Raw genomic sequence first — 13,853 nt, 5'->3', positions numbered from 1 at the left:
TATGTGATGCCAAAAAACGATAATATGCTGGCAATCCTATGGATGCTGAATTCGGGCGTTAAAATGACCGCAAAACAAATATCCGAAAAGTTAGAAATAAATATAAGGACAGTCTATCGGTATATTGATGCGCTAGGTGCCAGTGGAGTGCCTATAATATCCGACACTGGTCATAATGGCGGGTATAGCTTGCTGAATAATTTTATCAGAGCACCTCTGCTATTTGATATTGAAGAAAAAAAAGCACTTCTTCATGCTGCTGTTTTTGCAAAAGAAGCCGGATACCCTTTGAGTGAGGCATTAGGTAATGCGACATCCAAATTGAAAATGTATTCGAATCAGGAACAGGAAAGTGTTCTCAGCCGTCATTTAGCCGGATTTGAAGTTATAAACCGTATGGGAGACCCTTCTATTCAGCCAGTATTGGCGGAATTGGAGCAAGCTGTAGCAAACGAATTCTCTGTAGAAATTGATTATCGCACACGCCGTGATGATCAACCCAAGACTAGGGTGATAGATCCCTATGGAATGGTTTACTGGAACAATAAATGGTATATTGTTGCATTTTGCCACCTGAGAAATGAGATCCGCAGCTTTCGGGTAGAACGGATTTTACAAATCAAGCGTACTCAAAACATATTTAAGCGTTCCGAAGCTTTTTTGGCTCGGGAATTTTTTTTGAGAAATCTATTACCTGATTTAGTCGGCAAGGACGGGTTAATTGCTTTAATTATCGAAGGTAGGTCAGAGGCGTTGGATGACTTATGCCTGCATTGGTTTTTGGGGCATCATCTGAAAGAGCGTACATCAAATCAAGCAATCTTTTTACTTGAGGAAAAATCAATTCATACCTATGTTCCTTATTTTCTCTTATCCTACGGGAAATCCATTCAAGTAATCGAACCACAGAGTTTGAAGGAAAAACTTGTTGGTGTTGTGTCGGAGTTAATGGAATATTATCAACTTTAATAGCTTCACTGACAGCGGATGTCAGTGAAGTCATTTTATAATGATGATTATCATTGATTACCGATGGATGGTTGGTATCACTTGATGAATTGTATAATAAGGAGAACTTGCAAATGAATAATACGGTATATCTTTATGTGTTTGACACAATGGCAGACTGGGAAGTAGGCTACTTAACTGCCGAACTGAACTCGGGAAGATATTATAAAAAGGGGCTGGCCCCATCAAAAATAGTTACCGTGGGAATTGATAAGACTCCAGTAACTACAATGGGCGGATTGAAAATACTGCCTGACATCAAATTGGATGAGTGCAGCATTGAAAGATCAGATCTATTGATTTTACCCGGTGGAGATACATGGACAGAAACCATTCACCACCCCCTCTTAAAAATCGCTGAGAGGTGTTTAAGGGAAGGTATATGGGTTGCAGCGATTTGTGGTGCTACAATGGGACTTGCCCAGACAGGATTGCTGAATTCACGTGGGCATACAAGCAATGATCTGGAATACCTTAAAATGATCTGTCCCACTTATACAGGAGAAAAGTATTACAAAATGGAGTCTGCTGTAACTGATGGAAAACTGATCACAGCATCTGGAATAGCTCCGTTGGAATTTTCTGCACACATCTTGAAAGCTTTGGATGTGTTTTCTCCAAAAACATTAGACGCCTGGTATAGCCTTAATAAGACTAGTGATTCTAAATATTACTATGAGTTGATGAATTCAATACAATGAAGGTATCAGCATTTAAGGAGGAGTAAAAATGACTGAAAGCATAAAAGATATGGGAGTGTCAGGTAAATATACAAGAATGGAACACCCAACGACTTTCACCATTTATAACAGTGTGTGACAAGATGCCACATGAGTAACAATGTGACTTAAAATATTCGTTCCACAGGAATTCTAACGGAGTACGATAGTTAAGCATAAAGGGTTCCACATATTAGTCATGTATAATATGTGGAACCCTTTATTATATCTGACTTTCCTAAATCTAGGTCTTGATAAACTGAGAAAATAAAGTATTTTCTTAGTGCTTAGGTTAAGATAAGTCCCCTGTTTAAGCACTACATGCTACCCACGTACGTTCTTTAATAGATGATTGGAAATGGAATATAATGAGGAGGACGTAGCCCAAGCGAAGGTGCGGGAGCGTTCTTTTTATTGAACTAACGGGCAGGTTAACGTGGAAACATATTTCTCATACTTCATTTCCATGTTATGGTAATATAGAGTTGGATTTATGAAAAGTGTACAAGGGTGTGTAAACGAAATGGCTGAAGAACCGTTCATCTTTCTAGCGTGTATAATATGTTTTATCGTTAAGAATGGATGAATGTAAATAGTACATATGGAGGTAATTAAGTTTGAAAACTCACTACTATCTCAGTTGGTTTAATGATTTTTTTCCAGAGAAGCTGGTCCAATGTTTGCATGAGGATATACAAGACAGAAAATCGCTTGTTATGATTAGCGCTACACCGTCTGGTTATACAGGTGAGAAAATTAACATTGATGATATTTCTGAATGGACATGGTTGAATCAGGCTAACATTATTTTTAATGAATATCATTTCATTGATTACCGCATGCAGAAGGAAGATGCCCAGCGATTAATTCAAAACGCTTCTGTCATTTTTTTATGCGGTGGAGATCCTGTTTTGCAGAACGATTTTTTGGCGGAATATGAATTATCGGATGTTATTAAGAACAGCAATGCCGTTATAATGGGTGCCAGCGCCGGTGCGATAAACATGGCTGCAAAATGGTTAAGCTTGATAAACACTGGCTATGAAGTTGAAACAAGTACTATTTATGATGGTATTGGCTTTGATCATTTTGCCTATGAATCTCATTCTAAACGCGACTACGCCACGTTTGTTCAAGGCTACCTGTTCCCCTTGTCTGAAGAGATTGATGTTTATGCGGCAGAACAGGAGAGCGCTATACGTGTAAAGGACGGCAAAATAGAAATAATGGGTCCTGTATATTTAATTTCCCACTCAAAGATTCAGAAATTGGTTGAGACGCTCTAATTAGGGAGAGTGGCTGTGACCTAACAGAATTAATTCCTTTTGATGTATAAAATCAAGGCTTACAGCGAATATCTCAGGTCTCCTCTCTATGATTGGAATACTGTTTGTAAACAGATGCAATCTTAATATCCCCAGGACTTATTGTCGGGCAGAAATGATAAATTTTTTAGACCGCCTTCAATGGCGGTCTTTCTATGCTCGGCGGATGCTAGCTGCTCATTTTATTGAACTAACGGGGAACGTTAGTTCAATAAATAGGCTTTCACCACTTTTGAGCAACATGCTAAAATACCTTAGTACCAGTTAACCTCTGAGTCTAATGTGGAGCTTAGAAAGACTTCTATAAAGTATTTGTGGTAAATGGTACCGTATTAGAAGGAATTAGCCCTTAATAGGCGTATATATAATTGTGCAGTGACCTCTCAGGGAACAACCGCTCAGAATAGGTTTGGAGCCGGCAGGACATCCTCCTGGACTTCTTTAACAGAAATGAGGCGCTCCATGTTTTGGCGCTGCACATTTGATGATTATTCAACCTGTCGAAAGAACTTAACAGAAGCCCTTTAAAGTTATTGAGGCGGATACTCGACCTCTCAGTTTATTATGGGTAATGCACCGAATCTAAAACCTGACATGCTACATTGGGCCCATTGTTGTGCTTCGCTCATTTGGGATTCACTGATAAAATAAATAAGAGTATTTTAATATAGCGCATAAAGGTATGGTTCTTTTGAGAAAATTTATTTTTCAGTCAACTCGATTAGGATTTTCAGAATGGCAATCAAGTGATTTCGAATTGGCTATAGACTTGTGGGGAGACCCATTAGTAGCTCGATTCATTAGTGGAAAAGGTCAATTTACTGTAGAAGAGGTCAATGAGAGATTATTTAAAGAGATTAAAAATGGTATTTATTTCCAAGTTCAATACTGGCCTCTGTTTGAATTAGAAAGTGGTGAAATGATAGGCTGTTGTGGATTAAGACCATACAACAAGGTAATACAAGCGTATGAATTAGGTTTTCATCTCAAAAAAGATTACTGGGGCAAAGGATATGCTTTTGAAGCAGCATTAGCTGTGCTAGAGCACGCCCGATATAACCTGAAAACAGAATATGTTGTGGCAGGACATCATCCGGAAAATGTTGCCTCCGCAAAATTGCTTAGAAAGCTCGGTTTTCATTTTTCACATTATGAATACTATGATGCAACTGGTCTTGAACACCCTACATATACTCTAAAACTGACATAATACTGTTAAACTGATGGGAAACGTTAGTTTAACAACAACAGCTCCAGTCTAATGCTTTATTTTCACAGAACACTTGCACATAAGTTGCAGGATAATAAAATTATCAATGTTTCAAAAATAGTGGGATTATCAGTTAGTAGGGGGTTAGCTAATGGAAGTAATGTATAATGATTATCTCATTAGTGATGATAAGTTAAAGATTAGTGTTGATGCTGTTATCGAGTTTTTATCTAAAAGCTATTGGGCAAATTCACGGCCTAATGATCGGACGAAAAAAGCAATAGAAAATTCGTACTGTATTGGTGTATTTCATAAAGATGAACAAGTCGGGTTTGCACGAGTCATTACGGATTGGGCGACATTTTTTTATCTTTGTGATGTATTTGTTCAAGAAGAACATAGAGGTATGGGAATAGGCAAAAAATTAATTGAGGCGATTATGAATGTAGCAGAGCTTGAAGGATTAATGGGATTATTAGGTACCCGAGATGCTCATGGATTGTATGAAAAATACGGGTTCATAAGAGACGGTGATCGATTTATGAGGCGACCTCCTCAATGGATACCACAACCCTAATACCAATGGGGCTAATGTAGCCAATACAGATAAATGGGAGACTTAGAATATTGAAGAAACTACTAAGTAGAACAGGTTCATTAACATCATGTGTTATTTTGCTTATCGTGATAATTACTACTGTTGTTTGTTGGGATGAACTTGGGACATTGTTTACTGCAGGTAAAGTTGATAATGAGGATAATATGGTGGAAACCATAATGGCCAAAACAGCGACTCCAGGAGTAGCTACGATAGTGTCAAACCAGGGACAGACTGAATATAAGGTGTACGGATATGCAGATGTAAATCAAAAGAAAAAGGTTGCTGATGATTCGCTGTTTGAATTGGGCTCGACAACCAAGGCGTTTACGGCTTTGGCTGTGATTTTGCTGGAAAATGAGGGGGCTCTTTCTTACTCAGATTCTGTTGCAGATTATATTCCTGGGTTTGAGCCAATCTTTAAGAGTGAGGAGGCTAATATTACGATTAATCAGCTGTTAGCTCATACCAGTGGGATTCCTCCTTGGAGTATTCGTTTGATTCCCGAAGGTACTACAGATGATATGCTTGAAAAAACGATACATAATATTTCAGACATTTCGTTAGATACGTATCCGGGAAAAGAATATAATTATGCAACCATTAATTATGATATTTTAGCAGCAATTATTGAACAAGTGACAGGTAAAAGTTATCAGAATTATGTAAATGAAAATATACTGCTTCCATTAGGGATGAAAGATAGTTATTTTTCAACAGGTCAGGAAAAGGAATCAGATAAACTTACCAAAGGGTATCGTGGATTTTTTGGGAAGAGCTTAGAATATGATGCTCCAAGATATTATGGAAATATAGCAGCAGGATATTTAGTATCTAATTTGAAGGATTTAGAACGCTGGATTAATGCCCAGATGGGGGTAGGTGATATACCGGAGAAGCTTAAAAATGCTATTCAACAATCTCATGAAGTCGACATAGAAACAGCTGGGTCTGAAGGTGAAAATCTATACTATGCATTCGGATGGAGTAATGGTAAGGACAATAGAATAATTAATCATGCTGGAAGTAACCCTAATTATTCTTCACAGGTTATTATTAATCTGGAAAAGCAGCAGGCTATATTCGTGCTGACAAACTTGAATTCAACTGCGCCATCGCAAATTGCGGATAATTTATATTCGAATATGAATGGCATGCCTATGAATAAATTTAGCTATGATGATGTTTATGTGTTAATTGATTTGGTATTTTCTTTCTTAGTCATAATAGTAATTGTTAACTTGTTCCTTAAGGTAATGAAACTAGCTAGAGGGATAGCACTGGTAATTAAAGATGAAAAAACAAGAGTGAGGAAGAGGATGGGTAGCTGGATCGGACTTAGCTTGAGAGTTATCCTTTTGGGATTGCTCATTTTTTGGCCTTATCTACTAAATAATAATTATTATATGTTAAGCGTTTGGATGTCGTACTCCTTATATCTATGGATGGGGCTTGCTGCGATTAATTGCATTTTAGCGATTGTGATACATGGTCAAAAGCTAAGTAAGTTACGAAGAAGTCAAATGGTGTAATACATTAAACTATATTTAGATGAAATTCAGTAAGTGAAAAATCATACATAAAGGAAGTCTTACTATGACTACATTCGTTTTTGAAGAAATAAATGATGCTCACCTTGAAGCTGTAAGAAGTATCTACAATTATTACGTTCTAAATACAACCATTTCCTTCCACACTGAACCTTTGAACCATGATCAGATCATGGAGACTGTTATCCATAAGAATAAGAGATATAAGTCATTTGTAATTAGAGATAATGTTGAAATTATCGGATATATCTTGATTACTCAATATAAGAATAAGCCAGCCTATGACATTTGTGCAGAAGTAACGATTTACCTAGCTCCAGATTATTTGGGTAAAGGAATTGGAGGGATCGCACTGAGTTTCATCGAGCAAGTGGCAAAAGAACAAGGGTTTCATACATTAATTGCAACAATTTGTATGGAGAACATAAGAAGTAAGGCATTGTTTGAAAGGAACGGTTATGAACAATGTGCTTTATTTAAGGAGATCGGATGTAAATTTAATAAAAAGCTGGATATTGGGAGCTTTCAGAAGATTTTGTGAGAAACTGTTGGAAAGGACATTATGACAATACGAATGAGGTGAAGTATTATATTTTGAGGCTGCTCCTAGGTTTTTAGACCTTTGGAACAGCCACATTAAAAATCAATCCCATATTTTAGGTCGATCAATCCTCATTGTTCTCATATAGTCTAGCAGTTGACCTGTATGAACCGACTCGTGGTAAGCAATACGCATTAGCATATCTCCAAGTGTTCTAACATAACCAACGTCAGAGCGGTCTATTTGTATATTCTCTAAATCGCTTGAACTTATTGATTTAATATAACTCAAAAATTGGTCCCGATAAGGCTGTGCAAATCTAAGCTCATTATCTACTGTTGTGAATTCTATTGTTTCAAATGGATTAGATACATTAGCTAATGCTTTGCTGCCTCTTCCTATAAGCATTTGATGATAAAAAAACTCACTCTCTAATAAATGTCTAATCATTTCAGCACATGTAAGAGCATCTTCGTCCGGTTTCCAACTTAACATTTGTTAAGTATTGCTTCCCACACTTTTATACTTCTACGTCTGACTTCTTCAAAGTTTAGTACTATTAAATCATTTGCATTCATCAAGATGTCCTCCCTATTGTTAGTACAGGTAGATTATACCCCGAAAATAATAACAGAAATCAACTGGAAATTAAAAATTTAAAAGAGACTACAGGTTGAGGTGTGATTCTAATGTTAAAAAATATGAAAATAATTGTTACAGGTGCAGCTTCTGGGATTGGAATGGAAGTAGCTTTACATTGTCTGAGAGAAGGAGCAAAAGTTGTTGCCTGTGATATGAATGATGGTTCATTAAACAGTTTAAAGCAAACAGTAGGATCGGATAATTTGTATACCTATAAACTAGATGTAAGTGACTATAATGAGGTAGTTTCGCTTTTTACTTATATTGAACAAGAGCATCCAGATGTAAACGGATTGGTTAATAATGCAGGAATTTATTTGGGCAAAAATTTACTTGATTATAAAGTAGATGAGATAGATAAAGTGTTGGATATAAATGTAAAGGGTTATGTATATCTATCTCAATTATTCGGAGAATTTATTATTCGTAGAAATAATTTGGGAGTTATTGTGAATATGTCATCAGTATCCGGTATAGAAGGAAGTTCTGATGCAATTTATGGATTAACCAAGGCGGGAATTTTGGGTCTGACAAAAAGTTGTGCGATGAACTTTTCACCTCACATACGGGTAAATGCTGTAGCACCAACTATTGTAGAAACTTCTATGATGGACAATATTCCTAAGTGGCGAATAGAAGAATATACAAATCATCAATTAATAAAACAGCCTCTACTACCAGAAGATGTTGCACATACGGTTATATTTTTATTGTCGGAGAAATCTAAACATTACACAGGAGCAACCTTCGATATTAATAATGGATGTTATTTAAGATAGAACAGCTGATAAAATACATTCATTAATAAGTGTCCACCGATCGCGAGGATTCATGATAAATTCGGATGCAATGGCTATGACCAGGTCCTTGTCTGGAATGCAGCAAATGACATTACCGCCATCTCCTAGCGCTGAGTATGCAAATGACCCATTTTCTTCTCGCAGCCACCATAGATACCCATATTTATTGGAGTTCATAGCTGTTGATTCAAGGGTCCAATTTTCCGAAATAATTTGATTGTTGTCCCAGATACCGTGGTTCAGATATAGAAAACCAAATCGTGCCATATCACGGGGATTTAGTGTAAGCCCCCATCCTCCTGTGGAGTTGTTGTGTTGATCTTTAACCCACCCTCGTACGTTTTTTCCGAATAAATCATCAAACCCAAAAGATATCATTTCATAATCGGGGATTTCTTTCATACCGATGGGTTTAAAAAGGTGTTCGTTGGCAAAATCACGGGCACTTTTTCCAGTGCTGCGAGTGATGATGGCTGATAGCAGGTGCGCTCCTGCAGTGGAATATTTAAAATTACCAATAACTCCATCCTTGCCCAGCATATCCAGAGTGTATTTTATCCAGTCAGGATGCATACACATCTTGTCCAGCGGTTCGTGCCAGTCCTCAAATGAATAGGGGGCTGTCATAGTGAGAAGATGGCGAATAGTAATCTCATGCTGCTTGTCTGCATTTCCTTGAGTATAATCGGGGAAAAAATCCAGCACTTTCTGGTCAACATCTTTTATATATTGTGCATCAATAGCAATACCGATAAGGGCAGATAGGATGCTTTTTGTTACAGAAGCCACATGGTGTGTATGCTCAAGGCTATAGCCGTTAAAATATTTTTCATAAGCAATATATCCTTTTCTCACGATAACAATACCGTTTATGTTGCTGTAATCGGAATTTATGACAGGTTCGAGCTCGGAAAGCATATTAGAGTTCATTCCCAGGATTGCCGGATCGGCAGTTTTCCATTCAGTGGTTGGCCAGTATTTTGTTTGCATAGTAATCCCTCTCTTTTATAAAATGTCCAAGTCTAACTATATTTTTTTCTTTACAGGAAAATACACTTCAGTAATCATATCTGTATCCATATTTGCTTGATTTGGATTAGTGATATAGATTTCGTACGGCGAATTCACCATTTCATAGCCTTCCTTTTCCACCCATTCTCTTAGCTTAACGAACACCGAAGTTAGTTCTGAATATGAACCTTCCACAACAGACCTCGCGCAAAATCCTTCTGACAATGCTCTTGTTCCTTTTATAGTCTCCTCTATCGGGATGGCAAACTCTGTATCGTTGCCGACAGGATTGTATTCAGGGCTGTGATAAATCGTCATTGGAGTTCCAAGCAAGGTGAGTTTTTCTGAAGCAATCTTTTCATATAGTCTGCTAAAATATGTTCCGTATCCTGAAGCATAATCATCACTACTCATCATTTGCCGCATAAAAAGGATATTCATTGGTTTGGTTTCTACTAGCTGCACATCTATACGGTTAAGGTACGACATAATAGGGATGCCTTTTTCCAGATTTAAAATATCTGTACTCATTTGTTTAAGAGTACATTCAAAAGCATTCAGTTTCTCATTTATTTCTCTTCTCTTGCGGTTCAGGGCAGTATGAAGCTTTTCTTCCGATTGATCCTTTTCCAATTCCAGAATGACTTTTATTTCTTCGAGTGAAAAATAGTAAGACTTCAAACGGTTAATAAATAGCATCTTTTCTAGCTGCTTGATGGAATAGTATCTATAACCGTTATCGGGATTGATCTCATCAGGATGAATTAAACCAATCTCTTCATAGTATCGAAGCGTTTTAGTAGATACTTCGCAGATCTTCGAGAATTCTCCAATCGATAGCAATAGGCCACCTCCAATTATCAGTTTGTATATGGGCTAAATGCTTCATAATCGCTTTGTTCAATTCTACTTATACACCTTACCCTAAGGGCAAAGTCAATTGAAATAATAAAACAGACGTGTATAATCATGGAAGAAGCTCAAACAACGTACACCTCGGCCTAAGATAAGAGCGATCTAGGGCTGGGGTGTAATTCTAATTCAGTTTTTATTATGAAGGATCATCTACAAGAAGCTTCGGTTCTGGCTTAGATAAAATTACGAGTTTAAGGAGTAACCATGATAAAAGGAATTTTATTTGATTTGGATGGAACATTGCTTGATCGCGATAAATCACTGGTTGCTTTTATTGAAAATCAATATGATCGTATTCCAGCGTTTCAATGTATTCAAAAAAACAGGTTTGTTCAGAGATTCATTGAATTGGATCAGAAGGGATATGTTTGGAAGGATAAAGTCTATCAACAGCTTATTCAAGAATTGAATATTGATTTAAATTGGGAAGAGTTATTACGAGACTACGTGGAGTCATTTCACAATCATTGTATCGGTTTTCCCGGTTTAATCGAAATGCTTGATGATTTGAAGGGAATGGAATTAAAGCTAGGCATCATATCTAATGGTTACGGTAGATTCCAGATGAATAATATCAAAGGCTTAAACATCGATCATTATTTTGATGCGATATTAATTTCAGAAATTGAAGGTCTTAGAAAACCTGACATCAAAATATTTCAAAGAGCAATAGGACGCTTGGGGATAGAGCCTCAAGAGTCTATTTTTGTAGGAGATCATCCTGTGAATGATGTGGAGGCGAGTGTCAATGCAGGAATGAAAGGAGTATGGAAGGAAGATTCCTTTTTTGATAGGCCGTCAAGCGATCATTTAACGATCAGGGATTTGAGAGATATTAAAAAAATGATTTCACGAGACTGCCAGAGATATTTAAAGAAAACAATGTGGCAATGTACATTGGTTGACCCGTGTATTGATGTATGAAATTAGAAGTTATCCATTAGATTTATAAATGAATCCTCAATAATTTTAATATCGGTAGATCCAATAATTTCATCTATGATTACCCCTTCTGAGTTCATGAACAGTAATGCTGGAAAGGCTGGTTCACCCAAATATCTATGAGTGTCACCTGTCTCATCAAGAAGAATTGGATACTTAATATTATGTATATCAACGTAGTTAATAACCTCATCCAGATCATCTCGATAAAGCATGTTTATTCCGTAAATATTAACCTTATCTTTGTACTTTTCATATAAAGAGACGATTTTAGGTGCATCTTCATTGCAATATGGACACCAGGAAGTAAAGGCTAACAAAATGGTGGGCTTTTCAGAGAAATTAATATGTACAGCAGACGAGGATTTGAGTTCTTTTAACACGATATCACCAGAGCCCGCTGAAGAGTTATTCAAGACGGCATAGATTATTGCACTCAAAGTAATAAGCAGTATTATAACAGAAGTGATTACAATAGATTTAGTTCGCATGGCTTATACATACCTCTCAATTTGGTTAATGATGGAATGACATTAGTATACAATATAGTAGTTTGGTCATAAAGATTAAATAAGGTGTAAAACAATGAATATCGAATTAAAACCAATGTCTGTGTCGGAAATCCCTCTTATCGGATTTGAAAAACTCTCCCTGCAAAGATTAATTCTAATTATTGAGGTGTTATGATGGCTACTATTTTTAATGATCAGAATGTAAGTTTTAAACAAAGACAATCACCAATTTCCGAATTTGCTTGGCATACAAGCGAAAAATTGACTGAAATGGTTAAATCCAAATATCTAGTATTCGACATAAGATCATTAGATGCTGGAAAATATTCTTACCCGTATCATTTTCATCGCAATAGTACCCTGACTCCGGCAAGATCAATATTTTACCGTACCAAGAGGTATATCAAAAGGATGATAAAGTGGATTATTACGCTGGTGAGGATTCAGTTAAGGAAAAAATGTAACGCATAAGTAGAAAGTATAGCATGTGGGGTTTGAACCAAGGAGGGCCCAGATATGAACCAAATATCCATGCCGGAATCATTGGAAAATGTAATAGAGCCATTGAGAATGAGAAATACATCTACTGAAGTATTCATAGAAACATTAGTGTTGAGTGGATCAGAATTAGCTAAAACCAACAGAGAAAAGGAATTCATTATTTGGCTGGCTCAGCGGGATCAAAATGTAGTCGGCCGTGGAACGGTTGGGTTTGATCTGGATGAGATGCCATGGATAGAAGATGATTTTCCTGAAATGAAGGGATTTGTTTTATCAACCATAAAAGGAGTCATTAATAAAGTAAAATGGGATGTATTAAACTATGAACCTAATGAAGAGTGGATTCGAGATACATTTGAACATTTTGCCCGCATGATTCAATTATTTGAGGCGGAACATATCATTTCACAACATTATTTGGAATGGATATCCCTTGATGAAGATGATGATGAACCAACCGTTCCTCAAGGCTACCCGAAATGCAAAGAACATGGGGTATATTTATCGTGTTTAGGATGCGTAATTTGTAACTCTATTAGTTAGTCAATATCTTCCATACAAAGGAGTGCTACATCATGAATTCGAACATTAATTTTGTGCAAGTGTTGCCAGATGATCCTGATCTCATTTCTCTTATTTCCAAGTTGGATCAATATTTGTATGAACTCTATCCAGCAGATGAAGTATTTGGGGTAGATCTTAATGATCCATATGCTTATGATATACACTTTGTTATCGCATATCTGGATGAGACACCTGTTGGTTGTGGCGCTGTTAGGGAAATTGATGAACAAAATGCAGAATTAAAACGTTTTTTTGTTGAACCAAGGTATAGAAACCGTGGAATCGCGGGGTTAATATTGAACCAATTAGAAAATGTAGCGCGGCATAGGAAATACAAGTTTATCAAGCTGGAGACAGGTGATCCGCAAAATGAAGCGATCAGATTTTATAAAAAGAATGGATATTATCACATAGCTTCATTTGGTGAATATACAAGCTGCCCTTCATCTGTATGCTTTGAAAAGAAGCTGTGATGTTAGGTGCTTAAAAGGATAGTTTTTAATGATTTAACCTCAATGAAATCTAAAATTTTAATATGGTACTAGATAAGTTACATAGATTTGATGTGGGTTCTAGAACACTTTCCGAGCATCCATTGGTGTTCTTTTTCTAGGATTGTTTGGAGTAGTAATCTCGTTTTTTTTCACTTTGTAGTCTACATAACGATATTAATTTTATTAAGTATTAAGATGGAAGGATGCTGGAATGCAAAGTAATAGCAAGCAAGGCCTAGAACTTGAAGTTAAACTGGCGAAGCCCGCGCTTAAACCATAAGTTCTTCAGTGGCCTCTAAAGTTAGACACGTATTTTTAAGGCAATCTGTTGAGGCTGTCCCAAAAGTTATCTAAGATAACTTTGAGGGACGCTTCTGTTAGCAGTGGAAAGGCAAGATATCAGGAAAAGCTGCAAAAATGCAGTTTTATATAAATAGCCATGAAAGGATGAACAAAAGCGTGCAAAAATGCAGGAATATGGTTCAGAATAGACTGGTTTGAAGAGAATCCTTAGAGAATGC

Annotated in this window: 14 protein-coding genes and 1 pseudogene; 11 read left to right on the top strand and 4 right to left on the bottom strand. The window is 36.7% G+C overall.

The window, feature by feature from the left end; all coding sequences use genetic code 11:
* Nucleotides 1-6 precede the first annotated feature (6 nt).
* The 7 genes from BLS49_RS14980 (at nucleotide 7) to BLS49_RS14950 (ending at nucleotide 6,951) form a co-directional block, all read left to right on the top strand.
* Nucleotides 7-969, top strand: a complete 963-nt coding sequence (locus BLS49_RS14980) for a helix-turn-helix transcriptional regulator (protein ID WP_091232050.1) — start codon at nucleotides 7-9, stop codon at nucleotides 967-969.
* Nucleotides 970-1,082: 113 nt separating this feature from the next.
* The gene (locus BLS49_RS14975) at nucleotides 1,083-1,709 is read left to right on the top strand and encodes a type 1 glutamine amidotransferase family protein (RefSeq protein WP_091232047.1); all 627 of its coding nucleotides are present in this window, start codon (nucleotides 1,083-1,085) and stop codon (nucleotides 1,707-1,709) included.
* Between the two features lie 635 nt (nucleotides 1,710-2,344).
* On the top strand, nucleotides 2,345-3,013 hold the full coding sequence (locus BLS49_RS14970; protein ID WP_091232045.1) for a Type 1 glutamine amidotransferase-like domain-containing protein: 669 nt from the start codon (nucleotides 2,345-2,347) through the stop codon (nucleotides 3,011-3,013).
* Nucleotides 3,014-3,743: 730 nt separating this feature from the next.
* Complete coding sequence (locus BLS49_RS14965) at nucleotides 3,744-4,262, top strand: GNAT family N-acetyltransferase (protein ID WP_245742456.1); 519 nt, start codon at nucleotides 3,744-3,746, stop codon at nucleotides 4,260-4,262.
* Between the two features lie 151 nt (nucleotides 4,263-4,413).
* On the top strand, nucleotides 4,414-4,839 hold the full coding sequence (locus BLS49_RS14960; protein ID WP_091232040.1) for a GNAT family N-acetyltransferase: 426 nt from the start codon (nucleotides 4,414-4,416) through the stop codon (nucleotides 4,837-4,839).
* 50 nt (nucleotides 4,840-4,889) lie between these two features.
* Nucleotides 4,890-6,392 (top strand): serine hydrolase domain-containing protein, encoded by a 1,503-nt coding sequence (locus tag BLS49_RS14955; protein WP_091232037.1) that lies wholly within the window; start codon nucleotides 4,890-4,892, stop codon nucleotides 6,390-6,392.
* A gap of 64 nt (nucleotides 6,393-6,456) precedes the next feature.
* Complete coding sequence (locus BLS49_RS14950; protein WP_091232036.1) at nucleotides 6,457-6,951, top strand: GNAT family N-acetyltransferase; 495 nt, start codon at nucleotides 6,457-6,459, stop codon at nucleotides 6,949-6,951.
* Nucleotides 6,952-7,053: 102 nt separating this feature from the next.
* Here BLS49_RS14950 and BLS49_RS14945 read toward each other — a convergent pair.
* Nucleotides 7,054-7,529, bottom strand: a pseudogene (locus BLS49_RS14945) (DinB family protein).
* A gap of 111 nt (nucleotides 7,530-7,640) precedes the next feature.
* Between BLS49_RS14945 and BLS49_RS14940 the strand changes: the two are divergent.
* Nucleotides 7,641-8,372, top strand: coding sequence for an SDR family NAD(P)-dependent oxidoreductase (locus tag BLS49_RS14940; RefSeq protein WP_091232031.1), 732 nt, complete (start codon nucleotides 7,641-7,643; stop codon nucleotides 8,370-8,372).
* Here the strand turns inward: BLS49_RS14940 and BLS49_RS14935 are convergent.
* Nucleotides 8,364-9,383 carry a serine hydrolase domain-containing protein gene (locus BLS49_RS14935; protein WP_091232028.1) on the bottom strand — a complete coding sequence of 340 codons (1,020 nt, stop codon included), beginning with the start codon at nucleotides 9,381-9,383 and terminating at the stop codon, nucleotides 8,364-8,366. The two genes, BLS49_RS14940 and BLS49_RS14935, sit on opposite strands and share 9 nt — an antisense overlap.
* Before the next feature lie 36 nt (nucleotides 9,384-9,419).
* Nucleotides 9,420-10,247: a MerR family transcriptional regulator gene (locus BLS49_RS14930; RefSeq protein ID WP_091232025.1), complete on the bottom strand. Its 828-nt coding sequence runs from the start codon at nucleotides 10,245-10,247 to the stop codon at nucleotides 9,420-9,422.
* Nucleotides 10,248-10,523: 276 nt separating this feature from the next.
* Between BLS49_RS14930 and BLS49_RS14925 the strand changes: the two genes are divergently transcribed.
* Nucleotides 10,524-11,243, top strand: a complete 720-nt coding sequence (locus BLS49_RS14925; RefSeq protein WP_091232022.1) for an HAD family hydrolase — start codon at nucleotides 10,524-10,526, stop codon at nucleotides 11,241-11,243.
* 2 nt (nucleotides 11,244-11,245) lie between these two features.
* Here BLS49_RS14925 and BLS49_RS14920 read toward each other — a convergent pair whose 3' ends face one another.
* Nucleotides 11,246-11,752: a TlpA family protein disulfide reductase gene (locus tag BLS49_RS14920; protein WP_091232018.1), complete on the bottom strand. Its 507-nt coding sequence runs from the start codon at nucleotides 11,750-11,752 to the stop codon at nucleotides 11,246-11,248.
* Between the two features lie 537 nt (nucleotides 11,753-12,289).
* On the opposite strand from BLS49_RS14920, the gene BLS49_RS14910 reads away from it, so the two are divergent.
* Complete coding sequence (locus BLS49_RS14910; RefSeq protein ID WP_091232012.1) at nucleotides 12,290-12,817, top strand: hypothetical protein; 528 nt, start codon at nucleotides 12,290-12,292, stop codon at nucleotides 12,815-12,817.
* 32 nt (nucleotides 12,818-12,849) lie between these two features.
* Complete coding sequence (locus BLS49_RS14905; protein ID WP_091232009.1) at nucleotides 12,850-13,311, top strand: GNAT family N-acetyltransferase; 462 nt, start codon at nucleotides 12,850-12,852, stop codon at nucleotides 13,309-13,311.
* The last annotated feature ends 542 nt before the right edge of the window (nucleotides 13,312-13,853 follow it).

The organism is Fontibacillus panacisegetis, assembly GCF_900102215.1.
GTDB classification, from domain to species: domain Bacteria; phylum Bacillota; class Bacilli; order Paenibacillales; family Paenibacillaceae; genus Fontibacillus; species Fontibacillus panacisegetis.
The sequence above is the reverse complement of the archived record's forward strand: the minus strand, read 5'-3'. Positions and strand labels throughout refer to the sequence as shown.

Bases quoted from the DNA above. Each gene is read 5' to 3' on its own strand.
- BLS49_RS14980 (WP_091232050.1), top strand. From the start codon at position 7: ATGCCAAAAAACGATAATATGCTGGCAATCCTATGGATGCTGAATTCG.
- BLS49_RS14975 (WP_091232047.1), top strand. From the start codon at position 1,083: ATGAATAATACGGTATATCTTTATGTGTTTGACACAATGGCAGACTGG.
- BLS49_RS14960 (WP_091232040.1), top strand. From the start codon at position 4,414: ATGGAAGTAATGTATAATGATTATCTCATTAGTGATGATAAGTTAAAG.
- BLS49_RS14950 (WP_091232036.1), top strand. From the start codon at position 6,457: ATGACTACATTCGTTTTTGAAGAAATAAATGATGCTCACCTTGAAGCT.
- BLS49_RS14940 (WP_091232031.1), top strand. From the start codon at position 7,641: ATGTTAAAAAATATGAAAATAATTGTTACAGGTGCAGCTTCTGGGATT.
- BLS49_RS14935 (WP_091232028.1), bottom strand. From the start codon at position 9,383: ATGCAAACAAAATACTGGCCAACCACTGAATGGAAAACTGCCGATCCG.
- BLS49_RS14925 (WP_091232022.1), top strand. From the start codon at position 10,524: ATGATAAAAGGAATTTTATTTGATTTGGATGGAACATTGCTTGATCGC.
- BLS49_RS14920 (WP_091232018.1), bottom strand. From the start codon at position 11,752: ATGCGAACTAAATCTATTGTAATCACTTCTGTTATAATACTGCTTATT.
- BLS49_RS14910 (WP_091232012.1), top strand. From the start codon at position 12,290: ATGAACCAAATATCCATGCCGGAATCATTGGAAAATGTAATAGAGCCA.
- BLS49_RS14905 (WP_091232009.1), top strand. From the start codon at position 12,850: ATGAATTCGAACATTAATTTTGTGCAAGTGTTGCCAGATGATCCTGAT.